This window comes from Ruegeria sp. CDSC045 (assembly GCF_059610725.1).
The window spans coordinates 337,294-361,742 of the sequence record NZ_JBXWOE010000003.1; the positions used below are offsets into that span (position 1 = coordinate 337,294).

Below are 24,449 nucleotides of genomic sequence, written 5' to 3' on the forward strand. Positions count from 1 at the left end.
ATGACCCAAATCGACTACACCCGCGCCGCCAAGTACTTCCTGCTACAGGACTTCTGGGTCGGCATGAAGCTGGGACTGAAGTACTTCTTCGCACCGAAGGCCACCCTGAACTACCCGCATGAAAAGGGTCCTCTGTCTCCGCGTTTTCGCGGTGAACACGCCCTGCGTCGTTACCCCAACGGTGAAGAACGCTGTATTGCCTGCAAACTCTGCGAGGCGATCTGCCCTGCACAGGCCATTACAATCGACGCCGAACCGCGCGAAGATGGCAGCCGCCGTACCACGCGCTATGACATCGACATGACCAAGTGCATCTATTGCGGTTTCTGCCAAGAGGCCTGCCCGGTCGATGCCATCGTCGAAGGTCCGAATTTCGAATTCGCCACGGAAACCCGCGAAGAGTTGTTCTACGACAAGGAAAAACTGCTCGACAACGGCGAGCGCTGGGAAGCCGAGATCGCCCGCAATCTGGAAATGGACGCGCCGTACCGATGACTGACAGCCCGACAAATCCGTTTGAGCTGATGATGAAGCAGGCGCAGGACATGGCCAAGGCGATGAACCCTGCGATGGAGAGCTTCTCGCCCAAAGGGTTCGAAACTCTATGGCCGACCATGCCGAAAGAAGTCATGGAGATGATGTTCGGCAACACCGTCAACAAGGACGGGTTGGATGCCAAGACCCGCCTGTTGCTGACACTGGCCGGGCTGACCTGTCAGGGCGCGCAGGCGGATGCGGCGGTGCGTCAGACCGTGCGCCACGCTGTGGAAGCCGGTGCCAAGAAACAAGAGATCGTGGAAACGATCGGTCAGATGTCGGTCTTTGCCGGCATCCCGGCCATGACCCGCGCGCTGGAATTGGCGCAAGAGGTCATGGGCGATAACGAGGATGAGGATCAATGACCGTCTTTGCCTTCTATCTGTTCGCCATCAGCGCCATCACCGGCGGGCTGTTCACGGTGATCAGCCGCCAGCCGGTGCATTCCGTGCTGTGGTTGATCCTGTCCTTCCTGTCCGCGGCAGGATTGTTTGTGCTGCTGGGGGCTGAGTTCGTGGCGATGCTGCTGATCATCGTCTATGTCGGCGCGGTCGCGGTTCTGTTCCTGTTCGTCGTGATGATGCTGGACGTGGATTTTGCTGAGCTCAAGGCCGAGATGGCGCGCTATATGCCGCTGGCCTTGCTGATCGGTCTGGTCATCCTGATGCAGTTTGTCATGGCCTTTGGGGCTTGGGACAGCGCGCAGGGTGCTTCCGCCAATCTGGCACAGCCGGTTCCAGTGGATCGTCACAATACCGAGGCACTGGGTGTCATCCTTTACGACCAATACTTCCTTCTTTTCCAACTGGCGGGCCTGATCCTGCTGGTGGCCATGATCGGTGCCATCGTGCTGACGCTGCGCCACCGTCAGGACATCAAGCGTCAGGACATCATCGGCCAGATGATGCGCGACCCGGCCAAGGCGATGGAGTTGAAGGACGTGAAACCGGGGCAGGGGTTGTGAACCGCGCTTTGCAAATAGTCGCAGCGCTAGCGCCAATGCTGTGGTCGGTGGGTCCAGCTTTGGCGGAGGATTGCAACGTTATTGTTTGTGAAATGGCCTCCAAACCTTTTTGGCATGTCGATAAGAGGATTCGTGTTTCGACAGACTGTTCGTTCAAGAACGCTGGTGATGAATGGGGACACTTCTTGGAGGCTAGCTCTGCTGTCGACATAGGAGGCGGTCGGGTTGGTCAGCGTTGGATATCAAGCGGTTGTGGTACTTACGAAAGTGTAGTCATTACCGACTGTAATTCGAAAGAGGTCGTCGAAGTCAGTGGAGTATGTCCGGCAAACAAAAACAATCACCCTGGCATCGATCTTAAAGGAAAATCGACGTCGGCAGATTTGTTGTTTCCTCCATACGGAAATCTAAAATTGACCTCCAAGTCTACGATTCCTGAAATCCAAGAATTGGCAAACAAAAACGGATACGGGATTTCGACCAACCGGCTGGAGCTAATAGGTAGCATGAAAAAGCGAAATCAGATGGACGCTTTTTGCGGCTGCAAACTCTACTACCCCGACTCGCCAGGAGCGAAGCTATGATCGGACTTGAACACTATCTTACGGTCGCGGCGACGCTGTTCGTCATCGGCATCTTCGGTCTCTTCCTGAACCGCAAGAACGTCATCATCCTGCTGATGAGCATCGAACTGATGCTGCTAGCGGTGAATATCAACCTTGTGGCGTTTTCCAGCTTCCTGGGCGATCTGGTCGGGCAGGTGTTTACGCTGTTCGTGTTGACCGTGGCGGCGGCCGAGGCGGCGATCGGGCTGGCTATTCTGGTCTGCTTCTTCCGCAACCGCGGCTCGATCGCGGTTGAAGACGTCAATATGATGAAGGGGTAAGGGCACATGGAAACCACCATCCTCTTTGCCCCGCTGGTGGGCGCGATCCTGTGCGGGTTCGGCTGGAAGTTCATTGGCGAGAAAGCCGCCATGTGGACCGCCACGGGCCTGCTGTTTCTGGCCTGTCTGCTGTCGTGGATCGTGTTCCTGACATTCGACGGTCACACCCAGCAGATCGAGATCATGCGCTGGATCGAAAGCGGATCATTGTCGACAAGCTGGGCCATTCGTCTGGACCGGCTGACCGCGATTATGTTGATCGTGGTGACGACCGTCTCGGCGCTGGTGCACCTGTATTCCTTTGGCTACATGGATCACGATCCACAATGGCGCGAGGGCGAAAGCTATAAGCCGCGCTTCTTCGCCTATCTGTCCTTCTTTACCTTCGCCATGCTGATGCTGGTGACGGCAGACAATCTGGTTCAGATGTTCTTTGGCTGGGAAGGCGTGGGCGTCGCGTCTTATCTGCTGATCGGGTTCTACTATCGCAAGCCCACCGCCAACGCCGCTGCGATGAAGGCGTTTATCGTCAACCGGGTTGGGGATTTCGGCTTTGCGCTGGGTATCTTTGCGCTGTTCCTGCTGACCGACAGCATCAATTTCTCGGACATCTTTGCCTCGGCCCCGGCGCTGGCCGAAGAGAAGCTGCACTTCCTGTGGGGGGAGTGGACCGCGATTGAAGTGATCTGTGTCCTGCTGTTCATCGGTGCGATGGGCAAATCGGCACAGTTGTTCCTGCACACCTGGTTGCCGGATGCGATGGAAGGTCCGACGCCTGTATCAGCCCTGATCCACGCCGCGACCATGGTGACTGCGGGTGTATTTTTGATCTGCCGCATGTCTCCGCTGATGGAGTTTGCGCCGGGTGCGACCGGGTTCATCACCTTCCTCGGCGCTTCGACGGCTTTCTTTGCAGCGACCGTGGGTCTGGTGCAGACCGATATCAAACGCGTCATCGCCTATTCGACCTGCTCGCAGCTGGGTTACATGTTCGTGGCCGCAGGCGTTGGCATGTATTCGGCGGCGATGTTCCACCTGCTGACCCATGCGTTCTTCAAGGCGCTGCTGTTCCTTGGGGCCGGTTCTGTGATCCACGCGATGCATCACGAGCAAGAGATGACGGAATATGGCGGGTTACGGAAGAAAATCCCCTACACGTTTTGGGCGATGATGATCGGTACGCTGGCTATTACCGGGGTTGGCATTCCGCTGACCACATTCGGTTTTGCCGGGTTCTTGTCCAAGGATGCCATCATCGAAAGCGCCTTTGCCGGAGGCACCGGCTATGCGTTCTGGATGCTGGTGATTGCGGCGGCCTTTACCTCATTCTACAGCTGGCGGCTGATCTTCCTGACCTTCTATGGCGAAGAGCGTGGCGACAAACACACGCATGAGCACGCGCATGAAAGCCCGTTGGTCATGCTGGTTCCGCTGGGCGTTCTGTCGCTGGGTGCGGTTTTCGCCGGGATGATCTGGTATGGCAACTTTTTTGGCCACACCGACAAGGTCGGCCAGTTCTATGGCATTCCGGTTGCAGAGGCTTCGGTGGATGGCCACGCGGCAGAGGGCGCGCATGGGGACGATACCCATGCCGAAGATGATCACGGCGACGATACGCATGCGGATGCTGGTCACGCGGAGGACAGCCATGGTGAGAAGGACGCGCAGGGCGGCGATCACCATTATGCCTTTGTTGGAACGCCCGGAGAAGGCGCGCTCTACATCGCACCGGACAATCATGTGCTGGACGATGCGCATGCTGTTCCGAAATGGGTCAAGGTCTCACCCTTCGTTGCGATGCTGCTTGGTTTCATCGTGGCCTATTGGTTTTATATCGTGAATACGACGTTGCCCGCGCGCTTGGCAGCAAACCAGCGTCCGCTTTATCTGTTCCTGCTGAACAAATGGTACTTTGATGAGATCTATGACGCGATCTTCGTCAAACCTTTCTTGGCACTTGGGCGGTTCCTGTGGAAACGCGGCGACGGCAACACGATTGACGGTTTCCTGAACGGGGTAGCAATGGGCATCGTGCCATTCTTCACTCGCCTCGCAGGCAAGGCGCAGACTGGTTACATATTTACCTATGCCTTCTGGATGGTCCTGGGAATTGCTGCCCTGGTCACCTGGATGTCGATCGGCGGAGGCGCACACTAATGGACAATATCCTCTCGATCGTCACCTTCATCCCCGCAGCGGCGGCCGCCATACTGGCGCTGTTTCTGCAGGGCGACGACGCAGCCGCGCAACGCAATGCCAAATGGGTGGCCATGGTTGCGACGACGGTGACCTTCCTGGTCTCGGTTGGCATCTATACTGGCTTTGATCCTGAAAACACCGGCTTCCAGATGGTGGAAGAGGGCCAGTGGCTGATGGGTCTGAAATACAAGATGGGTGTGGATGGCATCAGCGTCCTGTTCGTGTTGCTGACCACTTTCATTATGCCGCTGACAATTCTGGCCAGCTGGAATGTGACAGACCGCGTCAAGGAATACATGATTGCTTTCCTGCTGCTGGAAACGCTGATGCTTGGCGTGTTCATGGCGCTGGACCTGGTGCTGTTCTACCTGTTCTTCGAAGCGGGTCTGATCCCGATGTTCCTGATCATCGGCATCTGGGGTGGTAAAGAGCGCATCTATGCCAGCTTCAAGTTCTTCCTCTACACGTTCCTTGGCTCTGTGCTGATGCTGGTGGCTATGGTTGCGATGTATGCGGATGCAGGCACGACGGATATCGAAGCGCTGATGGCGCATCATTTCTCGTCCGACAGCTTTACCGTTCTGGGCATCCATATCGTAGGCGGTATGCAGACGCTGATGTTCCTGGCGTTCTTTGCCTCATTTGCGGTGAAGATGCCGATGTGGCCGGTCCACACCTGGCTGCCGGATGCACACGTGCAGGCGCCGACCGCAGGGTCGGTCGTGCTGGCGGCGATCCTGTTGAAGATGGGTGGCTATGGCTTCCTGCGGTTCAGCCTGCCGATGTTCCCGGTGGGGTCGGCGGTGATGACCGATCTGGTGCTGTGGATGTCGGCCATCGCTGTGGTTTACACATCGCTGGTTGCTCTGGTGCAGGAGGATATGAAAAAGCTGATTGCTTATTCCTCGGTCGCACATATGGGCTTTGTCACCATGGGCATCTTTGCGGCAAACCAGCAGGGTGTCGACGGAGCCATCTTCCAGATGCTCAGCCACGGGTTCATCTCGGCGGCGCTCTTCCTGTGTGTCGGCGTGATCTATGACCGGATGCACACCCGCGATATCGAGGCCTATGGCGGTCTGGTAATCCGGATGCCGGCCTACGCGCTAGTCTTCATGCTGTTCACCATGGCCAATGTTGGCCTGCCGGGCACCAGTGGGTTCATCGGAGAGTTCCTGACCCTGATGGGCGCATTCCAGGTCAATACCTGGGTGACTGCTGTGGCCGCGACCGGTGTTATCTTCTCGGCGGGATATGCTTTGTGGCTGTATCGTCGGGTCGTATTTGGGGATCTTATCAAAGAAAGCCTCAAGGCGATGACTGATATGAGCTCGCGCGAGCGGTTGATATTTGCCCCCCTGATCGTCATGACGATCCTGTTGGGTGTGTATCCATCGCTGGTAACAGATGTGATTGGCAACTCGACTGCCGCGCTGATTTCGAACTATGATACGGCTCTGGCCGCGGCTGAGACCGCGACCCAGACAGCCGCCTCGCATTAAGGAGGCTTTGGAGACATGATCCAGGCTGATCTGACAATTATCCTGCCAGAGATCGTTCTGGCACTATATGCGATGGCGGCATTGCTTGCGGCTGTTTACACCACCAAGGACGGGCTAGCGCCGACGCTGGTTTGGGTGACCGCCGGGCTGATGGCGCTGCTGGCGTTCTGGATCGCAACAAATGGCGACGGAACAAACATCGCGTTTAACGGCATGTTTGTTGATGACGGGTTCTCGCGCTTTGCCAAAGTGGCGATTCTGCTGTCTGCTGCTGCGGTTTTGATGATGAGCCAGGACTATATGACCCGCCGCGGGTTGTTGCGGTTCGAATACCCTTTGCTGGTGGCACTGGCTGCTGTTGGCATGATGATGATGGTCAGCGCGGGCGATCTGATGTCCCTTTATATGGGGCTCGAACTGCAGTCGCTGGCGCTTTATGTTGTCGCCGCGCTGCGCCGTGACAGCGCCAAATCCACCGAGGCTGGACTGAAGTATTTCGTTCTGGGCGCGCTTAGCTCGGGTTTGCTGCTCTATGGGGCGTCGCTTGTATACGGCTTTACCGGGACCACGCTGTTCTCGGGCATCATTCAGACCGTTCATCACGGCGATGTGAATCTTGGGTTGCTGTTCGGGATGATCTTCCTGATCTCGGGGCTTGCGTTCAAGGTTTCGGCTGTTCCGTTCCACATGTGGACGCCGGATGTCTATGAAGGATCGCCCACACCAGTCACTGCCTTCTTCGCCACGGCGCCCAAAGTGGCCGCCATGGCCCTGTTTGCCCGCGTGTTGCACGACGCATTTGGAGGTGTCGTAAAGGACTGGCAGCAGGTGATCGTACTCTTGTCTGTTCTGTCTATGCTGTTGGGGGCCGTAGCTGCCATCGGACAACGCGACATTAAACGGCTGATGGCGTTCTCGTCGATTGCCCATATGGGGTATGCGCTGATCGGACTGGCGGCTGGGAGCGAGCTGGGTATCAAGGCGATGCTGATGTATCTGGCGATTTACGTGACCATGAATGTCGGAACTTTCGCCTTTATCCTGATGATGGAACGGGACGGTAAACCTGTTACCGACATTGACGCTTTGCGCCAGTATTCCAAATGCGATCCGGGTAAGGCTCTGGCCGTGCTGGTCCTGATGTTCAGCCTTGCCGGTGTTCCACCGATGCTTGGGTTCTTTGCGAAATTCGGCGTCTGGCAAGCGGGTATTGAGGCTGGCCTGACCGGTCTGGTGATCATGTCTGCCATCGCCTCGGTGATCGGTGCATTCTATTACCTACGGATCGTATACTATATGTATTTCGGTGCCGAGAATGACGACCCGATCGACGCAAATTCGTCTCCGGTTCTGTGGGTTGCTCTGATGGGGTCAGCTGCATTGATGTTGGTTGGCGTATTCTATCAGTTTGGGATTGAGGGCGCAGCGGCAGCTGCAGCGGCGACGCTTGTTAACTGATTTCGACCATTGCCCGCGGCCTATTGTTCTTGTGACATGAGTGATTGGCCGGATGGATATGGCCTGCATGTATTGCAAGAGGTCGATAGCACTCTGAACGAAGCCGCCCGGATCGCGCCGATGGCTCAGGGTCCGGTCTGGATACTGGCGCACCGCCAGACACAGGCGCGCGGTCGGCGCGGACGGGTCTGGACCAACCCCGAGGGAAATCTTGCCGCAACGCTGCTGATGCGGCCCGCAGGCCGCCCGGAACAAGCCGCTCTGCGCAGTTTTGTCGCCGCCTTGGCCCTGTTTGATGCATGTGTGGCGGTCACCGGACGCATCTCGGGCTTGTCGCTAAAATGGCCCAATGATGTGTTGCTGAACGGTGGTAAGCTTGCGGGGATTCTGCTGGAAAGTACCGGGCAGGGGCGGGACGTCTCGCATTTGGCAATCGGCATCGGCGTCAATCTCTCGCAGGCACCGACTGCAGATAAAGTCGAACCAGGTGCGCTAAGGCCGGTTTCGCTGTTGTCCGAGACAGGGGCAGATGTCACCACCGAAGATTTTTTGACCGAGCTTGCATCGGCCTATGCGCGTTTTGAGGCCCAGTTTGTAACCTACGGGTTCGAACCCATCCGCGCTGCTTGGTTGTCCCGCGCAGCTAAGCTGGGCGAGGTCATCACCGCGCGTACTGTCACCACTGAGACGGTCGGGACCTTCGAAACGGTGGACGCAGGCGGTAACCTTGTCCTAAACACCGCGAAGGGCCGCGTCAGCATACCTGCGGCAGACGTATTTTTCTGAAAGGGGCACCAATGCTTCTAGCCATCGACTGCGGCAACACTAATACCGTTTTCTCGATCTGGGACGGTGAGGAATTCGTCTGCACGCTGCGCACTTCTACGCACCATGCCCGTACGGCAGATGCCTATTTCACCTGGTACTCTACGCTGGTCAAACATTATGAGATCCAAGCTGATATCACCGATGTGATTATCGCCTCGACCGTGCCGCGTGTGGTTTTCAATCTGCGCGTCTTTGCGGACCGGTTCTTTGGCTGTCGCCCATTGGTCGTGGGCAAGCCGGAATGTCGGCTGCCTGTCAGCCCGCGCATAGACGAGGGTACGGTCCCTGGCCCGGATCGCCTGGCCAATGCTGCCGGGGCATTTGAACGGCATGGCGGGGATGTGGTTGTTGTCGATTTTGGAACGGCCACCAACTTTGACGTGGTGTCTTCGGATGGAGCATATGTCGGCGGCATCATCGCCCCAGGTGTAAACCTGAGCCTTGAGGCGTTGCACCAGGGGGCCGCCGCGTTGCCGCATATCGACATCACACGTCCCGAAAAAGTGATTGGAACAAATACGGTTGGCTGCATTCAATCTGGCGTGTATTGGGGCTATTCCGGTCTGATCGAAGGGCTGATTGCCCGGATAAAGGCGGAATATGGCATGCCGATGAAAGTCGTGGGAACCGGGGGGCTTGCGCCTCTGTTCGATCAGGCAGATGTTGGGTTTGACGCTATAGAAGACGATTTGACGATGCACGGACTGACCGTGATCCATCGCTATAACAAGGAAAATGGCTCAACATGAGCAGTGAACGACTGATCTATCTGCCCCTGGGCGGAGCGGGCGAAATTGGCATGAATGCCTATGTCTATGGCTATGGCAAACCGGGGAAGGAACGGCTGATCCTTGTCGATCTTGGCGTGACCTTTCCGGATATGGACACAACACCCGGTGTCGACCTGATCCATGCCGATATCAACTGGCTGAAAGAACGTGCCGACCGGCTTGAGGCGGTTTTTGTCACCCATGCGCACGAAGATCACGTCGGCGCTGTGGCGCATTGCTATGACGACTTGGGCGCCCCGATTTATGCGCGCGCCTTCACCGCAAATCTCGCACGTCGCAAGATGGAAGAGAAAGCCCATCCGACAGACGCGGTTCAGACCCTTTCGGCCTGGCCTGAGCAGGTGACGGTTGGCCCATTTACAGTCGGGTTTTTGCCGGTATCGCACTCGATCCCCGAAAGTGCGGCGCTTGTCATAGACTCGCCTGCGGGGCGGATCGTGCATACAGGGGATTTCAAGCTGGATGCCAACCCTGTGGTAGGTGAACCGTTTGATCAGGACCTGTGGGCCGAGGTTGCCAAGGACGGCGTGAAAGCATTGGTCTGCGACAGCACGAACGTGTTTTCAACGCATGCGGGCCGCTCGGAATCCGAGGTCGGGCCTGAGATCACCAAATTGGTCGAAAATGCCAAATCAATGGTGGTTGCGACGACTTTTGCCTCGAATGTCGCCCGGGTGAAGACGCTGGCCGAGGCTGGGCAGCGCGCGGGACGCTCGGTCGTTCTGTTGGGTCGTGCGATGCGGCGGATGATTGAGGCCGCGACGGAAACCGGTATTCTCACGGATTTTCCCAAGGTTATCAGCGCCGAAGAGGCCGTAGATATCCCGCGCCAGAACCTGATGCTGATCGTAACCGGCAGCCAGGGTGAACGCCGTGCGGCCAGTGCCCAGCTTGCACGCGGTAAATACCGCGGGATCGAATTGAAGGAAGGCGATCTGTTCCTGTTCTCGTCGAAGACGATACCGGGCAATGAGAAGGGCGTAATCTTCATCATGAACCAGCTCAGCGAAAAAGGCGTTGATGTGGTGGATGACAGCTCGGGTCTGTATCACGTCTCTGGCCATGCCAACCGGCCTGATCTGGAAATAGTGCACGCCATAGTCAACCCGCAGATGGTTATTCCCATGCATGGTGAACACCGACATCTGCGAGAACATGCTAAACTGGCCGAAGCGGGTGGTCGTACCGGGGTTGTGGCAGTCAATGGCACGATGCTGGATCTCAGCGGCAATGCCCCCAAGGTCGTCGACTACGTTGAGACAGGCCGAACTTATCTGGATGGATCCGTAAAGGTCGGAGCCTTGGATGGAGTTGTCCGCGACCGCATTCGCATGGCCTTGAACGGGCATGTAACCGTGACGGTTATTTTAGACGAAGAAGACGAACCGTTGGGTGAACCCTGGTGCGATACGATGGGCTTGGCCGAGACCGGAACATCGCGCGCAGCACTGGTCGAAGTTCTGGAAGAGGACCTGAACCAATTCCTCATGCGGGCGGATACCAAAACCCGGCGCGACGATGACAAGCTGGAAGAGGCATTGCGCCGGATCGTGCGTCAGACAGCAAAGACCGAGATCGGCAAAAAGCCCGAGGTGACCACGGTGATCAGCCGAATGAAGTAGGTTCGGCTAGAAGTCCTGTTCGGACATTGGATAGCCTTTGATCTGTAAGAACAGGCTTTGTTCTTCTTGATTGAGGAAGAACGGAACGCTTTGGGGTGGTTCGGGTCGTGTGACCCGGGCTGCAACTTCGGCCAGAACAACTTCGGTTATGAAGGGAAGATCAAGCTCGCGCGCCTTGTTCAACGGAACCCATTGCAGGTGAGACAACTCATCCGAAGCGCGGCCAAAGTCATCCAGATCGCCTTGCAGGGCGTCTGCATCTACCAAAAAGAATCGTGCATCAAACCGGCGCGTACGGCCGGGCGGGGTGACGGCGCGAAAAACAAACTGCAATGCCTGTGCAGAGGGCAGAAATCCTGCCTCTGCATAGCTTTGCCAGTCAATCGGCACCTCACCTGTCCAAGCGCCGGGAACTCCAAGCACCAGGCCGGTTTCCTCCCAGAGCTCGCGGATTGCGGCGGCCGCCAAAGCATTCTGCAGCCCGGGCGGAGACTGTTCAGTAAGCCGATCGCGGCAGAGCTGGGACATGTCAGCCGATAGCGGGACCAGAGCGTCCTCTGCGTCTACCGCGCCACCTGGAAACACGAATTTGTTCGGCATAAAAACGGCTTTTGCGCCCCTTTGACCCATCAAAATGGAAGGGTTCGTCATCCGGTCCCGCAACACGATAACTGTTGCAGCGTCCCGTATAGCCGTTTTGTCTGTACTCATCTCAGGGCCGACCCAATCATTCCAGTCATCGGTCCGTTTCGAACCCATGCATCCGTCGTGCCCACTGATAGGCGACAACGGCCCCTTTCATTCGCGGTAGCAGGAACAGTGTCAAGGCTGTACATCCGAATGCAAAAATCAGGAACATGTTCAGCGGGTCAGGGCGCCACTGGACATAAGAGATGTGCAAAGCGGGCGCCAGCAGGTGACCGACCAACAGGATTGTCAGATAGGCTGGACCGTCATCCGCACGGTGATGAAACAGTTCCTGACCACAGCTGCTGCAGCTGTCATTCACCTTCAGGTAGCTGTGCAACAGCTTGCCTTCACCGCATTTTGGGCAGCGGCAACGGAAGCCTTTGATTAGCGCAGGCCGGGTTGGACGGTCGTTCTCGGATATTGTGTCGATCGTTTGATCTGTCATTTTGAAACTCGCGCATTCAGATTGCCCTGATATTGCGCTTGTTTTGCCCCACAGAAAAGGGGGGTGCGTCGCTTTGTGCCGCGATGAGATGTCCGGAAATTATGTGGTCGATGGCAGTGAGCGACAGAATAAAATTCAAATTGGGCGACGGAAACCGAAAACTGCACCGTTTTAACCTATGTGAGCAGCGACAAACCGGTCGCGAGAAACAAAGGAAAACGATATGAAAAGCGCGAAACTTATCCCGGCCATTCTGGTATCGGCCATTGCATTGACAGGCACAACCGCCTTGGCTGTCGGTCCGAAAGGCCGAGAGGATGTGACCTTTCAAGAGCTGGACCTGAACAATGATGGTCAGGTCACGCAGGAAGAAATGCAAACCTATAGGCAACAGCGTTTCGCCAATGCCGACACCAATGGCGACGGCATGCTGAGCGTCGACGAGATGCAAGCGGCTAGCCAGAAGAAGGCGAATGAGCGTGTGAATCAAATGTTCGAAAAGCACGATGCCAATCAGGATGGCCTCTTATCCGATGATGAGTTGCCCAAGCCGCGCCGTGCTGGCAAGATGTTTGACCGCATCGACGCGGACAAAAATGGCACGATCTCGGAACAGGAATTTGCCGATGCGAAAAACCGGATGGGCTGGCATCACAAAAAACGTGACAAAGCTGGCACCGACGACAGCTAATGAAGGATGCGGGACCTGAGTACCTCATCAACGGGGGCTCGCAGCCAAAGTCAGGCTGCGGGCGACCCCGGAGACGATGCATTGTTGCGGCGGTTCGCCGAGGGTGACGCTGATGCGGCACGCATTTTGACCGATCGGCTTGGGCCGCGCAGTTTTTCGGTGGCGCTCAGGCTGTTGAACGACCGGGCCGAAGCCGAAGATGTCACACAGGAAGCCATGATGCGCCTATGGACGATGGCGCCGGATTGGGTTGCTGGACAGGCAAAGGTATCGACTTGGCTTTACCGGGTCACTCTGAACCTGTGTGTCGATATTCGGCGGAAGAAATCGGCGGACAGTCTTTCTGATGTTGCCGAACCTGAAAGCGATGCGATCAGTGCAACCGAACACCTTCAGGATGCCGCTAGGTTGGACGCACTGCAGTTCGCGTTGGCGCAACTTCCGGATCGGCAACGTCAGGCTGTTGTCTTGCGCCACATCGAAGAGTTGCCCAATCCCGAAATCGCGGGAATTATGGATATTTCCATCGAAGCTGTAGAGAGTCTGACAGCTCGGGGAAAGCGGGCACTGGCACAGCAGTTAGCCGCAAGAAGAGACGAGTTGGGATATGCCGATGGATGAAAATAGCGACCTGAATCACCTGTTTTTACGTGCTCGTCAAGAAAATGAGCCGTTACCCGATGCACTCGCCCTTCGTATTCTGGCCGATGCGGAAACCGTTCGTTTGCAAAGGCTTCAGAAATCACCCCAAGGGTTCTGGGCACAGGCATTGGATAGTTTCTTTGGCTGGCAGGGGATGGGAGGTCTGGCGGCCGCGGGCATTGCTGGCATCTGGATTGGATTGACTGCCCCGGCTTTTTTGCCCGATCCGGCGACGTTGCTTTATTCGCAATCCTCTGGATTTGAGGTTGCGGATATGGATCTGAATACAATCTTCCTGGAGGAAGGCGAATGAGCGAACAGTCAAAACCTAAACGCCGGTGGATGCCTGTCCTGCTGATCGTGTCCCTTGCTATCAATCTGCTAGTCATCGGTGCGGTTGTTGGCACGGCGCTGCGCGTCAGAAACAATGACCACGTCAAAACCCCTCCGGGATTTGGATCGGCGCTTTATCGCGCGCTTCCCAAGCATGAACGCCAGGCGATGCGGGCCGAGCTTTCGGGCCTGCACCGCCAAGGTGTCGATCATCGGACGGCGGATTTTCAAGCCCTTGGCGACGCACTTCGCGCCGAACCCTTCGCAGCTGACGCTGTAGAGGCTTTGTTGGGTCAGCAGGCGCAGGTGATGTCAGAGATGCAGTCTGCTTTGCAGGAGCAGTGGCTGATCCGTGTGTCAGCCATGAGCCCGAAAGAACGCGTCGAATACGCTGATCGTCTGGAAGATGTGGTGCACCGAAAATCGAAAGCGGGCAGAAAACACGACTGACCGGATCAGGCTGCGTGATTCTGGACCATGACCTGATTGCGTCCCGCCTTTTTCGCAGCATACAGGGCCGTATCCGCAGATTTTATCATGTTGTCCAATGGTGCGGGTGGGATGCCCTGGCGAAACGTGTTGTCATCGGCCGTAATGAGGCCGATACTGATTGTCACTGCGATTGGTTCGGCGGCCTCGGATAGGTCAAATGGACACTGGCAGATGTCGTCGCAGACGGTTCGTGCGATCCCCAATGCTCGAGGCCCCGTAGTTTCAGGCAGACCGATCAAGAATTCTTCGCCCCCGATCCGTGCCACAAAGCCGTCAGAACCAATGGAATTGCGCATGCGCTTGGCTGTTTCGATCAAGACCTGATCGCCTCCGGCATGGCCAAACTTGTCGTTGATTGATTTGAAATGGTCCAGATCGGCCACCATCACGGTAAACCCGAGCCCGGTCAGCGCAGACTGCCGGGCGATTTGCTTCAATGCTCGCATTGCATAGCGGCGGTTATGCAGGCCGGTCAGTGGATCCACCCAGGATTCCGCGATGCCACGCCGCAAAGAATCCCGCATCTGGTCAATTCGGCTTTTGCGGGCAAGCTGGTTATCAAGCCGCAACAGAGTTTCACGGGGGCAGAACCCCGCCATACAGATGGCATCCGCGCCACGATCCAGCGCTTCGGCAGCCAGAGACGCGTCATCCTTTCTCAAGATGCCGATCAGCACCGTGTGCCGTGTTGCCCCACGCGATTTCAAATCCGCCAGAATACTCAGGCCTGAAGATTCGCCATCAATTTCGACAATAATCGCGTCCGGGATGGGGCCGGAAAGCAGGCGGTGAAGGTTCGATATCGTGTGAATCGACAGACTGTGATGCGTATGTTCGGACAGCGCCTTCTGCCAAAGCGCCCCGGTTTTAGCGGATTGCGTCAGTAGGGCGGCGCGCGCAGCTTTGGGTGGCGTAGCAAAGGCGCTTGTTGCTTCGGCAAATCCCAAACATGGCGATCCGCTATTGTCTTGCAATTCCTGCGTATCGGCGCGTGCCCTTAGCAAGCTGCGAACCCGAGCTAGCAACAACGTGTCCTTGAACGGGTGCGCCAATACATCGTCCAACCCATCTGACAATGCCCTCAACCTTGCGGATTTGTCGTTTTGCGGCGCGATAGCGACAATGGGTATATCCGCCAGATCCGGGTCGGCCATTACCACTTTCTTGACATCTGCCGCCGTTCCATCCGGCAATGACTGCGCGGTTAAGATCAAATCGGGGCGCACACGTTTCAACAGCCCATCAAGACCCCGCAGATTTTCCCCCTGTGCGACGTGATACCAGGCCGCGGTAAGCTGTACCTTCAGCATAATTCGATTGGTTGAGGTCCCGTCCAGGACAAGGATCGTGCCTTGCACCGACATATCAGTCACCGTTGATTGCATGCGTTGCTAAAGTGTTTATGACTCTGGTTAACAAACCCTTTCCAATATCAGATCAGGGGCTTCTTTATGCCAATTTCCGCTCAATCCGCCGAAACGCTGGCGCTGAATGCCCTTGCTTGGCTTGTGGGCAATGATGACCTGCTGCCTGTATTTCTGGGTTCGACGGGGGCTTCGGTGCAGGACATAAAAGACAGGGCAGCAGAGCCGGAGTTTCTGGGTTCAGTTCTGGATTTTCTAATGCTTGACGATTCGTGGGTAGTCGAGTTTTGTGACGTCAATTCTGTGCCGTATGATCAGCCGGGCCAGGCCCGCGCCTTATTGTCCGGCGGCGCGGAAGTTCATTGGACCTGAAAGCCTACCGGGCAGGAGTTTCACAATGCCAATCCAAGCCATCCTGTTCGACAAAGACGGTACCTTGTTTGATTTCGCGGAAACCTGGGGCACGTTCGGGCGCAATTTTTTACTGCGAGTGACGAACGGAGATCATGCCCGTGCGGCCGAGCTTGGGCAGGTGATCGGCTTTGACCTCGAACAGGTTGCCTATTCTGAGGACAGTGTTGTCATCGCGGGCACCGTCGAAGAAATCGCCGAGGTTCTAGAGCCGCACCTCCCGGAAATGCCGCGCGAAGAGTTGGTGGACCTGTTGAATGCCGAGTCGGCCTCATCTCCGCAAGCCCAGGCCGTTCCGCTTATCCCTTTCCTTGAGGGGCTGCGTGAGGCAGGGCTGAAACTGGGTGTTGCGACCAATGACGGAGAAATGCCCGCATCCGAGCATCTTTCGTCCGCAGGAATCCGCGAACATTTCGATTTTGTCGCCGGTTATGACAGTGGGCACGGATTCAAGCCAGGCCCGGGTCAACTCTTCGCCTTTGCGCAGCATGTGGGGGTTAACCCAGAAAACATAGCAATGGTGGGCGACAGCCTGCATGATCTGCAGGCCGGACGGGCAGCAGGTATGAAGACGATCGGGGTTCTGACGGGTATGGCGCGTGCAGAAACGCTCGAAGCGATGGCGGATGTCGTCTTGCCAAACATCGGACATATACCTGCTTGGTTGTACGAAAAGGCGTGATCGGGCTGTGAATTCGGCGGTTCAGACGCCGAAACCGACATAGCCTGTCGCAGACAGAGCGGCCAACAGTACGCGTTCGGGGCTTGCTTCTAGAAAGCCAAGTTCCGAGGAGTGTCCAATGGCCGACAAGAAAGCACGCAGAGGTCGCAGCGGAGGACGGGCCGGTGCCGCCGAGAGACGGGGCGCAGCGGTTATTGATCAGATGCCGTGGAGCCCTCCGATCAACACCGACAAACCAACCGAACCGTTGGACGAGATTGGCGTCGCGGCGATCCACGAGGGCGCAATGCGGATTCTCGAAGAGATCGGGATCGAGTTCTACAACGAAGAGGCAATCGGAATCCTGCGTGAGGCCGGATGTACGATCAACGGTGACAACGTTCGAATGGGCCGGGACTTTGTCATGGAAATGGTGCGTAAAGCCCCATCCACCTTTACCATCACACCGCGTAATCCCGACCGCGCAATCGAGATCGGGGGCAAGAACCTGCTGTTCGGAAATGTGTCGTCCCCGCCGAACTACTGGGATATGGAGATTGGCACCAAGGTACCGGGAAATCGCGAGATGTGCCGGAACCTGTTGAAGTTGACGCAGTATTTCAACTGTATCCATTTTGCCGGCGGATACCCGGTCGAGCCAGTGGATATACATGCCAGCGTCCGGCATCTGGATGTTCTCTACGACAAGCTGACTCTGACCGATAAGGCGATGCATGCCTATTCGCTGGGCAAGGAACGCGTCGAAGACGTCATGGAAATGGTGCGGATCGCAGGGGGTCTGAGCCATGAAGAATTCGAAGCCAAGCCGAGGATGTATACCAACATCAACTCGACCTCGCCGTTGAAGCACGATCAGCCCATGATCGACGGTTGCCTGAGGTTGGCGCGGCGCGGGCAGGCGATTGTTGTGACGCCGTTCACCTTGGCCGGGGCGATGGCCCCCGTCACAATGGCCGGTGCAGTAGCGCAATCCCTGGCTGAGGCGCTGTGCGCGATTGCATTGTTCCAATATGTGCGACCAGGGATTCCTTGTGTCATTGGTACGTTCACCTCGAATGTGGATATGAAATCTGGTGCTCCGGCTTTTGGAACGCCGGAATACATGCGGGCGACACAGATGACCGGCCAGATGGCCCGATTTTATGACCTGCCCCTGCGGTCTTCGGGTGTCTGCGCGGCAAACGTTCCGGATGGCCAATCTGTGTGGGAGACCTCGAACTCATTATGGGCGGCGGTGCAATCGGGCACCAACATGGTCTATCACGCTGCAGGTTGGCTTGAGGGTGGCCTGATCGCAAGCCCTGAAAAGTTCATTATGGATTGCGAGATATTGCAGCAAATTCAGCGGTATATGCAGCCGGAATTGACGGCAACCGGCCCTGACGAGATTGCTCTGGATGCGATCCGGTCAGTCGGCAATGACGGGCATTTCTTTGGCATTCAGCACACTCAGGATCGCTATACCACAGCGTTTTATCAGCCGTTTCTGAGTGACTGGAAGAACTATGAGGGTTGGGAAGTCGCAGGAGGCGTCTGGACCGCTGAGCGCGCGCATCACATGTTCAAGGAAATCATCACCAGCTTTGAAGCTCCGGCAATGGATGAGGGCATCCGGGAAGAGCTTGCCGACTTTGTCGCACGACGCAAAACCGAAGGCGGAGCGCCGACAGATTTCTAGCGTAATCTCAGTCACTTCCACTTCGATACTTGCGTGAATTCTATGTGGTGACGCCCGCGTGTTGGGTGTTTGTTAACAAATTTCAGAGCACACTGCGTGAGAAACCAATTTGAGGTCTCTCATGCATGGTCTGATCAACCGGGCGATTCAATCCTTTGTTGCGGTGACCTACGGGCAGCCGTGCTGGATGCGCGTGATGGATTCAGCCGAACTGGGCTTTGCCGAGTTCGAGGCCATGCTTGTTTACGACGATGATATTACCGAGCAGGTATTGGATGAGGTATGCACGGTCCTGAAACGTTCACGCAGTGACGTTCTTGAAGACTTGGGAACGTACCTTGTGTCTCATCCCAACATGGAAGACCTGCGCCGTCTGTTGCGATTTGGCGGTGTCAGCTATCTGGAATTTCTCCATTCGCTTGATGATCTGTCTGACCGGGTCAGATTGGCCGTATCGGATCTAAATCTTCCGGCACTTGAATTGCACGAGCTTTCACCGACGGAATACAGATTGTCCTGCCATCCAGGTCTGCCTGGGTTTTCAAGCGTCATGGTTGGCGTATTGCGCGCGATGGCTGATGATTACGGGGCTCTGGCCATGTTGTCGCATGAGGGCCAGCAGGGTGAGATCGAGTTTATCTCAATCGTTCTGGTAGAAAGCGCTTTTTCAGAAGGTCGGCATTTTGATTTAGGGGCGCGAAAAGCATGATGAACGCGAATAATCTGGCAGAGCTTTTACAAACCCTGTGCCCGATGTTTTTGCTGGTGAACGAGGATGGGAAAGTGACCCGCGTCGGATCAACCTTGCAAAAGCTGCGCCCTGAAAAGCCGATGGAAGGTCAAAGCTTTCTGGATATCTTTGAGCTGCTTCGCCCCAGAGCGGTGACTACGGTTTCAGGCTTGATGTCCCAAGCGGGCACCAAATTGCACCTCAGGTTTCACGACGCCCCGCGCACCGCATTGAAGGGCCTTATCGCTCCGCTGCCCGAAGGTAAGGGGGCGGTCATCAATCTGTCTTTCGGAATATCGATTTTGGATGCGGTCCGGGACTATGCCCTGACCAGTGCGGATTTCTCGGGCACTGATCTGGCGATCGAATTATTGTATCTGGTCGAGGCGAAATCGGCAGCGATGGAGGCGTCCAGATCTCTGAACCTGCGCCTTCAAGGGGCGATGCTTGCCGCCGAGGAAAAGGCATTTACAGATACACTGACAGGGCTGAAAAATCGCCGGGCGATGGATGTTCTATTGGATCACATGATCTCGTCCAAATCTCCATTCGCGCTGATGCATCTGGATCTTGATTTTTTCAAATCGGTCAATGACCAATTCGGGCATGCCGCAGGCGACTATGTGTTGCAACAGGCGGCGCGGATCATGGGTGAGGAAACCCGCGGAGACGATACAGTGGCGCGTGTCGGCGGGGACGAATTTGTAATTATATACAAAGGATTGACGGACGAGGGTGTTCTCTCTGCAATCGCCAGCAGGCTGATCGAACGGCTGCGGGAACCGATGATGTTCGACAACGTGTCGTGCCAGGTTTCAGCCAGTATAGGCACGGCGCTTTCGACCCAGTTTCCATCGCTTAAACCGGCTGAGATTTTGCATGCGGCAGACCTTGCCCTGTATGCGGCCAAGCGAAATGGCCGGTCTCGCCACTGTCTATATTCGCAGCTTGTGGATCACTCACACAGATAGGTTTCCCCCTAAAGGAACCGGCAAAGTGTATGTGGTCAGACGACTCTATTTCGATGAAGAAAAAGCTTTGAGAACGGACGCTATGTGTTGCTGCACCAGTGGCAGTTCACCCACAACCGGTAAAACCTGTCCCTTGAACTTGGCCTTGCTTAATTCTTGCGGCACATCCTCAAGAACATGGCCACCCGTGCAGGCAAAAAATGGCAAACACAGGGTTTGGGCGCCGGTTCCTGCAGCGGCCACAGAAATCGAAGGGGCCTCTTCGACAAACCCAAGGCGCAGGGATCCAAGTGGAATTAGTTGCAACAAAGCGTCGCCGAATGCCGTTGCAACGGCGGAAGGGTTTCTGCTGCGGCCCGATCCATGCGCAGCGATCACAAGGTCCGTTTCTTGTGACCGCCAGTCTTTGTCCTGCAGCGTTCCCTCAAGGGATTGCGCGACCAACTGGGGCAATTTCGGGTCCGCGCCTAAGGGATCCAGAATAGGGTTTCGGCGGTCACCAATACGTTTCGGCAGCACATCTGTGACAAACCACCCTTTGGCCATGAATAGGGGATAGATGACGGCGTTGCCGGGAATCTTGTCCAGTGCGCTGTCAAGTGCCCCAGGGGCTGCCAGCGTTGCAGAATGAACCGAAACACCGGCACACAGGGCATTTACATCGGCCGCATAAGCCGCCAAGACCGCTTCGGCTGGTTCTGGGTCAGAAGGTTGGCCATGGGTAACGATAAGGGCGTGTGTCATAAATCTGTCCTGTCCACTTTAGCGATAGGTGCGCCGCGTCGTGTAAAAGTCAATCCGCCTGCCGCACCGTCAGCCCAATAGGGTCAGCCAAAACCAGACGCTCAGGATAGATACTGCCGTCCCCAACAGAACAGAGGATGCAGCAACCCGTTTGGCGCGGCCATAGATGTTTGCAAAGATATAGGCGTTGAAACCAGGGGCCATGGCGGCTGTCATCACTCCGGACCGGAATAGATCCTGTGGCAGTCCAAGGGTGGATCCGAAAAGCCAGAAAAGGCTCGGGTGCAGCAGCAGAGAAACGCCGCAGACAAAGGCGATCGCCCTTAGGTCACCTTCGGGTCTGTATTTAACCAGAACGCCCCCAAGCGCGAATAGCGCGCCGGGAAGGGCCGCGCGGGTCACCAGGCCAAGGGCATCATCCACAACGGCTGGCACGCCGAGCCCGGACAGATTTACGATGAAACCCAGTGAGATTCCGACAATCAGAGCGTTGCGAAACATCGCGGTCAGGACCGAGCGAACCATTCGCGATCCTCCGTGGCCCCGGTTCCGGATCACCTCCATTACCGTGATGCCTAGGCCGTAACAAAACGGCGAGTGAAAGGCGATGACGGCATAATTGCCCGTAAGGCTTTCAGGGCCATAAGCCCGTTCAGTAATCGGCAATCCCAGCAGGACGGAATTGGAGAACAGGCAGCAAAAACCGATTGCGACGCAATCTTCCCATTCGCGGTTGAAGATCAGTCGCGCGCCGAACAGGCCGGCACAAAAGCAAAGCGCAGCAGCAGAGTAAAAGCTGATCAACAGCTTGGGATCAAAACTGACACTGAGGTCGAGATGTGAAATCGCAAGAAACAGAAGGCAGGGGATTGCAAAACCCTGAGTGAACTTCATCAGGCCATCAATGTGGTTTTCCTTGAAGTATCCAAGAAGAGTGGAGACGTAACCGGCTCCAATAACAAGAAAAACTGGAAGGATGACTTCAATGAGATTTTGCAGCATGTCAGCGTTCCGCAACAGTTATTCGCGCGGGAAAGGATATCTGCATGATCTCGGCCAGGGCTCTACAGAGCCTGATGTATCACCATGCCGTCATAAGCAGGGGTGATGTTGTCTGCGGTTTCTGCGTCGACCGTGGCATAGTCAAGATCGATATGCATGTTGGTCAGAACCGCGGTTTTTGGTTGCAACAGGTCGATCCAGCCAAGGGTCTTTTCCAGATGCGCATGGGTCGGGTGCGGGGACCGGCGCAGCGCGTCGATCACCAGACAGTCCAGACCCTCTAATGTGGTCCAGGCATCGTCATATATCTCTGCCACGTCCGGCAGGTAGGCCAGATTGCCCATTTTGAAACCAAGCGCGTCGATTGATCCGTGGTTCACCTTGAAGGGGTGAAACGGGATAGGGCCTCCGGGGCCAGTGATCTCGAACGGGCCGTCGATTGTCTTGAGGTTGAGGATCGGCGGGTAGGGTGAGTTTTCGGGTTGGATGAAGGCATAGCCAAATCGGCCCAAAAGATCATTCTGGGTGTCGCCATCAGCCCAGACCGGCACCCGTTCGCGCATGTTGAAGACAATCATGCGCAAGTCGTCAATGCCGTGGACGTGGTCGGCATGGGAATGGGTATAGACCACCCCGTCCAACCGCCCGGTGCCGGTGTCCAGCAGCTGGCTGCGCATATCCGGGGTTGTGTCGATCAGAACAGAGGTGGTGCCTTCGGGCCCGTTACGTTCGACCAGCATCGAGCAGCGGCGGCGGATGTTCCTGGGGTTTTCGGGGTCGCAGTCGCCCCAGTGACCGCCAAGACGTGGCACTCCACCTGACGAGCCGCAGCCCAAAATGGTGCAGCGCAGCGTGGTCATGCCGCCGCCTTGTAAGAGGCGACCTTGGTGAAGAGTCTTTCGAAATTGGCCTGGGTCTGCGCCGCGAAATCGGCATAGCCCATGCCAAAGACCTCGGCGCCTTTGCGGGCGGTGTGGGCGGTATAGGCCGGTTCATTCCGTTTGCCGCGAAACGGGGGCGGCGCCAGATAGGGCGCGTCGGTTTCAACCAGGATGCGGTCTACTGGCGCATTTGCGAAAATATCGCGCAATTCCTGGCTTTTGGGAAAAGCGGCGATGCCCGACATGGACAGGTAAAACCCAAGATCCAGGGCGGACTGTGCCAGTTCGGCCGAAGACGAAAAACAATGCATCACACATGAATAGGGGGCATTGCCGTATTCTTCGGCCAGAATGCGGGCCATGTCTTCGTCCGCCGCGCGCGCATGAATGATCAAAGGCAGTCCGGTACGCTGAGCGGCCTCGATATGAACGCGCAGGGATTGCTGCTGAACCTGCGCACTGTCGGCGGTATAGTGATAATCCAGCCCGGTTTCACCGATACCAACAAACTTGGGGTGCTGTGACAGTGCCACCAGCTCGTCCACAGTTGCCATCGGTTCATCGGCTGCACTCATCGGGTGCGTGCCTGCCGCGTAGAATACCGGCGCGTGAGCCTCAGCTATGGCGCGCACAGTGGGTTCGTTCCTCAACCTGGTGCAGATCGTCACCATCCGGGTCACACCGGATTCGGCCGCATTTGCGACGATCAGGTCCAACTGTCCTTCAAAATCGGGGAAGTCCAGATGGCAATGGCTGTCGGTGATTTGGGGGGTGTCGCTCATCTGTTCTGACCGGCGGTTTCCTGTATCTTGAACACCGTATCTAGGACCAGAGCGGCAGGGTCAAGGTTCACCACCTGCCCGTGGCGGGCGCGGGCGGTGATCTGGGCTGCGGTTTCCGCCCAAAGGCGTGCCTGCTCCGGCGATCTGGACAAACGGGACAGGATATCACCTTCGTTTGGCGCGGCCTCTGGCGATGGCGGAGCACCAGTCGCACCGGTCACAGCAAGACGTGACAAGGCAATGTCGATCAGCGTCAACAGCAACTCGAACCGTTCGGCTGCTCCGCGCTGTGCGGCAGCCTCGGCCAGAGCCAGAGCGCGTTGTCTGTCCAGCCGGGGCAGGGTGCTCAGGATCGCGATGAGCTCGGCATATATTTCGAGTCCGCTCAGATTTATCAGGCGGACGGCGTCCCCAACGGACCCGCTGGCCAGAGCGGCCAGATGGTCGGGGTTTCCAGTCAGCTCAACCCCGGTCTGGGTCAGTGCGGCGTTCATATCTTCCGCGTTCAGCGGCGAAAGGCGCAAGGTACGGCACCGGGATCGGATCGTGGGCAAAAGGCGGGACGGTTGATGCGATATCAACAGCAGCGTTGTCCGCGCAGGCGGTTCTTCGAGCATTTTCAGCAATGCGTTGGCGGCGCTGATGTTCATTTCATCCGCAGAATCTACGATGACGACACGGCGGCCCCCATCGGCCGAGGACAGGCCGAAGAACTTCCCAAGTTTGCGAATGTCGTCCACAACGATTTCATTTCGCAACCTGCCCTGATCGTTCACGGATCGTTTGATGGCGGCCAGGCCAGGCTCGGCACCAGCCAGAATTCGATGAACAACCGGGTGATCTGGTGGAATCTCAAGCGTTTTAGGGGGAGGTGGCGCGCCAAACAGTCCGTCCTCTTCGACCGGCGGGGTTGCCAGCAGAAACCGCGCGATCCGCCAGGCCAGCGTTGCCTTGCCCACACCTCGGGGGCCGGTCAGCAGCCAGCCATGGTGCAGGCGATCTGAAGCATAAGCGCTAAGAAAGGCCTGCTCGGCCTCTGCCTGCCCAAACAGATGTGGCGTTTCGCGCGGATGAAGGGCACCGGGTGCCTGATCCGGGATCGGGATGTCGTTGTTCATCAATCG

The 24,449-nt window shown here is 56.7% G+C and carries 28 protein-coding genes; 20 read left to right on the top strand and 8 right to left on the bottom strand.

From position 1 onward, the window contains the following. The 11 genes from nuoI to AC2FH6_RS08985 are packed head-to-tail and all read left to right on the top strand — an operon-like array spanning position 1 to position 10,787. Positions 1-495 carry an NADH-quinone oxidoreductase subunit NuoI gene (nuoI, locus tag AC2FH6_RS08935; protein ID WP_037307839.1) on the top strand — a complete coding sequence of 165 codons (495 nt, stop codon included), beginning with the start codon at positions 1-3 and terminating at the stop codon, positions 493-495. Further along, entirely contained in the window at positions 492-902 is a 411-nt protein-coding gene (locus AC2FH6_RS08940; RefSeq protein WP_496702153.1) for a carboxymuconolactone decarboxylase family protein, read from the top strand. The genes nuoI and AC2FH6_RS08940 overlap by 4 nt, the downstream gene beginning before the upstream one ends. After that, the gene (locus AC2FH6_RS08945; protein ID WP_281972815.1) at positions 899-1,501 is read left to right on the top strand and encodes an NADH-quinone oxidoreductase subunit J; all 603 of its coding nucleotides are present in this window, start codon (positions 899-901) and stop codon (positions 1,499-1,501) included. The genes AC2FH6_RS08940 and AC2FH6_RS08945 overlap by 4 nt, the downstream gene beginning before the upstream one ends. Next, complete coding sequence (locus AC2FH6_RS08950; RefSeq protein WP_496702154.1) at positions 1,498-2,085, top strand: hypothetical protein; 588 nt, start codon at positions 1,498-1,500, stop codon at positions 2,083-2,085. The genes AC2FH6_RS08945 and AC2FH6_RS08950 overlap by 4 nt, the downstream gene beginning before the upstream one ends. Then, positions 2,082-2,387, top strand: a complete 306-nt coding sequence (gene nuoK, locus AC2FH6_RS08955; protein WP_050602759.1) for an NADH-quinone oxidoreductase subunit NuoK — start codon at positions 2,082-2,084, stop codon at positions 2,385-2,387. The genes AC2FH6_RS08950 and nuoK overlap by 4 nt, the downstream gene beginning before the upstream one ends. Before the next feature lie 6 nt (positions 2,388-2,393). Beyond that, complete coding sequence (nuoL, locus tag AC2FH6_RS08960; protein ID WP_496702156.1) at positions 2,394-4,544, top strand: NADH-quinone oxidoreductase subunit L; 2,151 nt, start codon at positions 2,394-2,396, stop codon at positions 4,542-4,544. Beyond that, positions 4,544-6,088 (top strand): NADH-quinone oxidoreductase subunit M, encoded by a 1,545-nt coding sequence (locus tag AC2FH6_RS08965; RefSeq protein ID WP_142634872.1) that lies wholly within the window; start codon positions 4,544-4,546, stop codon positions 6,086-6,088. Before nuoL ends, AC2FH6_RS08965 begins: the two co-directional genes overlap by 1 nt. Positions 6,089-6,103: 15 nt before the next feature. After that, on the top strand, positions 6,104-7,546 hold the full coding sequence (gene nuoN, locus AC2FH6_RS08970; protein WP_496702158.1) for an NADH-quinone oxidoreductase subunit NuoN: 1,443 nt from the start codon (positions 6,104-6,106) through the stop codon (positions 7,544-7,546). A gap of 36 nt (positions 7,547-7,582) precedes the next feature. Then, a complete protein-coding gene (locus tag AC2FH6_RS08975) occupies positions 7,583-8,332 on the top strand; it encodes a biotin--[acetyl-CoA-carboxylase] ligase (RefSeq protein ID WP_496702160.1) in 750 nt (249 codons plus the stop codon). Between the two features lie 11 nt (positions 8,333-8,343). Further along, positions 8,344-9,123, top strand: a complete 780-nt coding sequence (locus AC2FH6_RS08980; protein WP_496702162.1) for a type III pantothenate kinase — start codon at positions 8,344-8,346, stop codon at positions 9,121-9,123. Then, positions 9,120-10,787 (top strand): ribonuclease J, encoded by a 1,668-nt coding sequence (locus AC2FH6_RS08985; protein WP_496702164.1) that lies wholly within the window; start codon positions 9,120-9,122, stop codon positions 10,785-10,787. The genes AC2FH6_RS08980 and AC2FH6_RS08985 overlap by 4 nt, the downstream gene beginning before the upstream one ends. A gap of 6 nt (positions 10,788-10,793) precedes the next feature. Here AC2FH6_RS08985 and AC2FH6_RS08990 read toward each other — a convergent pair whose 3' ends face one another. Next, positions 10,794-11,498, bottom strand: a complete 705-nt coding sequence (locus AC2FH6_RS08990) for an NUDIX hydrolase (protein WP_282021545.1) — start codon at positions 11,496-11,498, stop codon at positions 10,794-10,796. A gap of 25 nt (positions 11,499-11,523) precedes the next feature. After that, complete coding sequence (locus tag AC2FH6_RS08995; protein ID WP_142634860.1) at positions 11,524-11,922, bottom strand: DUF983 domain-containing protein; 399 nt, start codon at positions 11,920-11,922, stop codon at positions 11,524-11,526. Positions 11,923-12,145: 223 nt separating this feature from the next. On the opposite strand from AC2FH6_RS08995, the gene AC2FH6_RS09000 reads away from it, so the two are divergent. From AC2FH6_RS09000 to AC2FH6_RS09015, 4 genes are read left to right on the top strand one after another with little or no spacing between them, the layout of a single operon-like run. Then, complete coding sequence (locus tag AC2FH6_RS09000) at positions 12,146-12,613, top strand: EF-hand domain-containing protein (RefSeq protein ID WP_496702165.1); 468 nt, start codon at positions 12,146-12,148, stop codon at positions 12,611-12,613. A 6-nt stretch (positions 12,614-12,619) separates the two neighbouring features. Continuing rightward, the gene (locus AC2FH6_RS09005; RefSeq protein ID WP_496702167.1) at positions 12,620-13,234 is read left to right on the top strand and encodes an RNA polymerase sigma factor; all 615 of its coding nucleotides are present in this window, start codon (positions 12,620-12,622) and stop codon (positions 13,232-13,234) included. Continuing rightward, positions 13,221-13,568, top strand: a complete 348-nt coding sequence (locus AC2FH6_RS09010; RefSeq protein ID WP_281994865.1) for a hypothetical protein — start codon at positions 13,221-13,223, stop codon at positions 13,566-13,568. The genes AC2FH6_RS09005 and AC2FH6_RS09010 overlap by 14 nt, the downstream gene beginning before the upstream one ends. Continuing rightward, positions 13,565-14,038, top strand: a complete 474-nt coding sequence (locus tag AC2FH6_RS09015) for a periplasmic heavy metal sensor (protein WP_496702169.1) — start codon at positions 13,565-13,567, stop codon at positions 14,036-14,038. The genes AC2FH6_RS09010 and AC2FH6_RS09015 overlap by 4 nt, the downstream gene beginning before the upstream one ends. Positions 14,039-14,043: 5 nt before the next feature. Here AC2FH6_RS09015 and AC2FH6_RS09020 read toward each other — a convergent pair whose 3' ends face one another. Beyond that, a complete protein-coding gene (locus tag AC2FH6_RS09020; protein ID WP_496702171.1) occupies positions 14,044-15,444 on the bottom strand; it encodes a diguanylate cyclase in 1,401 nt (466 codons plus the stop codon). A gap of 87 nt (positions 15,445-15,531) precedes the next feature. Here AC2FH6_RS09020 and AC2FH6_RS09025 point away from each other — a divergent pair, with 87 nt between their 5' ends. The 5 genes from AC2FH6_RS09025 to AC2FH6_RS09045 all read left to right on the top strand — a co-directional run bounded on the left by AC2FH6_RS09025 (position 15,532) and on the right by AC2FH6_RS09045 (position 19,916). After that, the gene (locus tag AC2FH6_RS09025; protein WP_142634849.1) at positions 15,532-15,816 is read left to right on the top strand and encodes a DUF3572 domain-containing protein; all 285 of its coding nucleotides are present in this window, start codon (positions 15,532-15,534) and stop codon (positions 15,814-15,816) included. 25 nt (positions 15,817-15,841) lie between these two features. Then, positions 15,842-16,537: an HAD family hydrolase gene (locus AC2FH6_RS09030; protein WP_496702173.1), complete on the top strand. Its 696-nt coding sequence runs from the start codon at positions 15,842-15,844 to the stop codon at positions 16,535-16,537. Between the two features lie 118 nt (positions 16,538-16,655). After that, complete coding sequence (locus tag AC2FH6_RS09035) at positions 16,656-18,215, top strand: trimethylamine methyltransferase family protein (protein ID WP_496690834.1); 1,560 nt, start codon at positions 16,656-16,658, stop codon at positions 18,213-18,215. A 121-nt stretch (positions 18,216-18,336) separates the two neighbouring features. Beyond that, positions 18,337-18,924, top strand: a complete 588-nt coding sequence (locus AC2FH6_RS09040) for a heme NO-binding domain-containing protein (RefSeq protein WP_496690833.1) — start codon at positions 18,337-18,339, stop codon at positions 18,922-18,924. After that, positions 18,921-19,916 carry a diguanylate cyclase domain-containing protein gene (locus AC2FH6_RS09045; protein ID WP_496702175.1) on the top strand — a complete coding sequence of 332 codons (996 nt, stop codon included), beginning with the start codon at positions 18,921-18,923 and terminating at the stop codon, positions 19,914-19,916. The genes AC2FH6_RS09040 and AC2FH6_RS09045 overlap by 4 nt, the downstream gene beginning before the upstream one ends. Before the next feature lie 45 nt (positions 19,917-19,961). Here AC2FH6_RS09045 and AC2FH6_RS09050 read toward each other — a convergent pair whose 3' ends face one another. The 5 genes from AC2FH6_RS09050 to AC2FH6_RS09070 form a co-directional block, all read right to left on the bottom strand. After that, positions 19,962-20,660: a CbiX/SirB N-terminal domain-containing protein gene (locus AC2FH6_RS09050; RefSeq protein ID WP_496702177.1), complete on the bottom strand. Its 699-nt coding sequence runs from the start codon at positions 20,658-20,660 to the stop codon at positions 19,962-19,964. 69 nt (positions 20,661-20,729) lie between these two features. Beyond that, on the bottom strand, positions 20,730-21,662 hold the full coding sequence (locus AC2FH6_RS09055) for an AEC family transporter (protein WP_142634838.1): 933 nt from the start codon (positions 21,660-21,662) through the stop codon (positions 20,730-20,732). A 62-nt stretch (positions 21,663-21,724) separates the two neighbouring features. After that, on the bottom strand, positions 21,725-22,522 hold the full coding sequence (locus tag AC2FH6_RS09060; protein ID WP_496702179.1) for an MBL fold metallo-hydrolase: 798 nt from the start codon (positions 22,520-22,522) through the stop codon (positions 21,725-21,727). Beyond that, positions 22,519-23,325, bottom strand: a complete 807-nt coding sequence (locus tag AC2FH6_RS09065; RefSeq protein ID WP_281994858.1) for a TatD family hydrolase — start codon at positions 23,323-23,325, stop codon at positions 22,519-22,521. Before AC2FH6_RS09065 ends, AC2FH6_RS09060 begins: the two co-directional genes overlap by 4 nt. After that, on the bottom strand, positions 23,322-24,443 hold the full coding sequence (locus tag AC2FH6_RS09070) for a DNA polymerase III subunit delta' (RefSeq protein WP_496702181.1): 1,122 nt from the start codon (positions 24,441-24,443) through the stop codon (positions 23,322-23,324). The genes AC2FH6_RS09065 and AC2FH6_RS09070 overlap by 4 nt, the downstream gene beginning before the upstream one ends. Positions 24,444-24,449 lie beyond the last annotated feature (6 nt).

Coding starts and splice junctions, on each gene's coding strand:
- nuoI (WP_037307839.1), top strand. CDS start 1: ATGACCCAAATCGACTACACCCGCGCCGCCAAGTACTTCCTGCTACAG.
- AC2FH6_RS08940 (WP_496702153.1), top strand. CDS start 492: ATGACTGACAGCCCGACAAATCCGTTTGAGCTGATGATGAAGCAGGCG.
- AC2FH6_RS08945 (WP_281972815.1), top strand. CDS start 899: ATGACCGTCTTTGCCTTCTATCTGTTCGCCATCAGCGCCATCACCGGC.
- nuoK (WP_050602759.1), top strand. CDS start 2,082: ATGATCGGACTTGAACACTATCTTACGGTCGCGGCGACGCTGTTCGTC.
- nuoL (WP_496702156.1), top strand. CDS start 2,394: ATGGAAACCACCATCCTCTTTGCCCCGCTGGTGGGCGCGATCCTGTGC.
- AC2FH6_RS08965 (WP_142634872.1), top strand. CDS start 4,544: ATGGACAATATCCTCTCGATCGTCACCTTCATCCCCGCAGCGGCGGCC.
- nuoN (WP_496702158.1), top strand. CDS start 6,104: ATGATCCAGGCTGATCTGACAATTATCCTGCCAGAGATCGTTCTGGCA.
- AC2FH6_RS08975 (WP_496702160.1), top strand. CDS start 7,583: ATGAGTGATTGGCCGGATGGATATGGCCTGCATGTATTGCAAGAGGTC.
- AC2FH6_RS08980 (WP_496702162.1), top strand. CDS start 8,344: ATGCTTCTAGCCATCGACTGCGGCAACACTAATACCGTTTTCTCGATC.
- AC2FH6_RS08985 (WP_496702164.1), top strand. CDS start 9,120: ATGAGCAGTGAACGACTGATCTATCTGCCCCTGGGCGGAGCGGGCGAA.
- AC2FH6_RS08990 (WP_282021545.1), bottom strand. CDS start 11,498: ATGAGTACAGACAAAACGGCTATACGGGACGCTGCAACAGTTATCGTG.
- AC2FH6_RS08995 (WP_142634860.1), bottom strand. CDS start 11,922: ATGACAGATCAAACGATCGACACAATATCCGAGAACGACCGTCCAACC.
- AC2FH6_RS09000 (WP_496702165.1), top strand. CDS start 12,146: ATGAAAAGCGCGAAACTTATCCCGGCCATTCTGGTATCGGCCATTGCA.
- AC2FH6_RS09005 (WP_496702167.1), top strand. CDS start 12,620: ATGCGGGACCTGAGTACCTCATCAACGGGGGCTCGCAGCCAAAGTCAG.
- AC2FH6_RS09010 (WP_281994865.1), top strand. CDS start 13,221: ATGCCGATGGATGAAAATAGCGACCTGAATCACCTGTTTTTACGTGCT.
- AC2FH6_RS09015 (WP_496702169.1), top strand. CDS start 13,565: ATGAGCGAACAGTCAAAACCTAAACGCCGGTGGATGCCTGTCCTGCTG.
- AC2FH6_RS09020 (WP_496702171.1), bottom strand. CDS start 15,444: ATGTCGGTGCAAGGCACGATCCTTGTCCTGGACGGGACCTCAACCAAT.
- AC2FH6_RS09025 (WP_142634849.1), top strand. CDS start 15,532: ATGCCAATTTCCGCTCAATCCGCCGAAACGCTGGCGCTGAATGCCCTT.
- AC2FH6_RS09030 (WP_496702173.1), top strand. CDS start 15,842: ATGCCAATCCAAGCCATCCTGTTCGACAAAGACGGTACCTTGTTTGAT.
- AC2FH6_RS09035 (WP_496690834.1), top strand. CDS start 16,656: ATGGCCGACAAGAAAGCACGCAGAGGTCGCAGCGGAGGACGGGCCGGT.
- AC2FH6_RS09040 (WP_496690833.1), top strand. CDS start 18,337: ATGCATGGTCTGATCAACCGGGCGATTCAATCCTTTGTTGCGGTGACC.
- AC2FH6_RS09045 (WP_496702175.1), top strand. CDS start 18,921: ATGATGAACGCGAATAATCTGGCAGAGCTTTTACAAACCCTGTGCCCG.
- AC2FH6_RS09050 (WP_496702177.1), bottom strand. CDS start 20,660: ATGACACACGCCCTTATCGTTACCCATGGCCAACCTTCTGACCCAGAA.
- AC2FH6_RS09055 (WP_142634838.1), bottom strand. CDS start 21,662: ATGCTGCAAAATCTCATTGAAGTCATCCTTCCAGTTTTTCTTGTTATT.
- AC2FH6_RS09060 (WP_496702179.1), bottom strand. CDS start 22,522: ATGACCACGCTGCGCTGCACCATTTTGGGCTGCGGCTCGTCAGGTGGA.
- AC2FH6_RS09065 (WP_281994858.1), bottom strand. CDS start 23,325: ATGAGCGACACCCCCCAAATCACCGACAGCCATTGCCATCTGGACTTC.
- AC2FH6_RS09070 (WP_496702181.1), bottom strand. CDS start 24,443: ATGAACAACGACATCCCGATCCCGGATCAGGCACCCGGTGCCCTTCAT.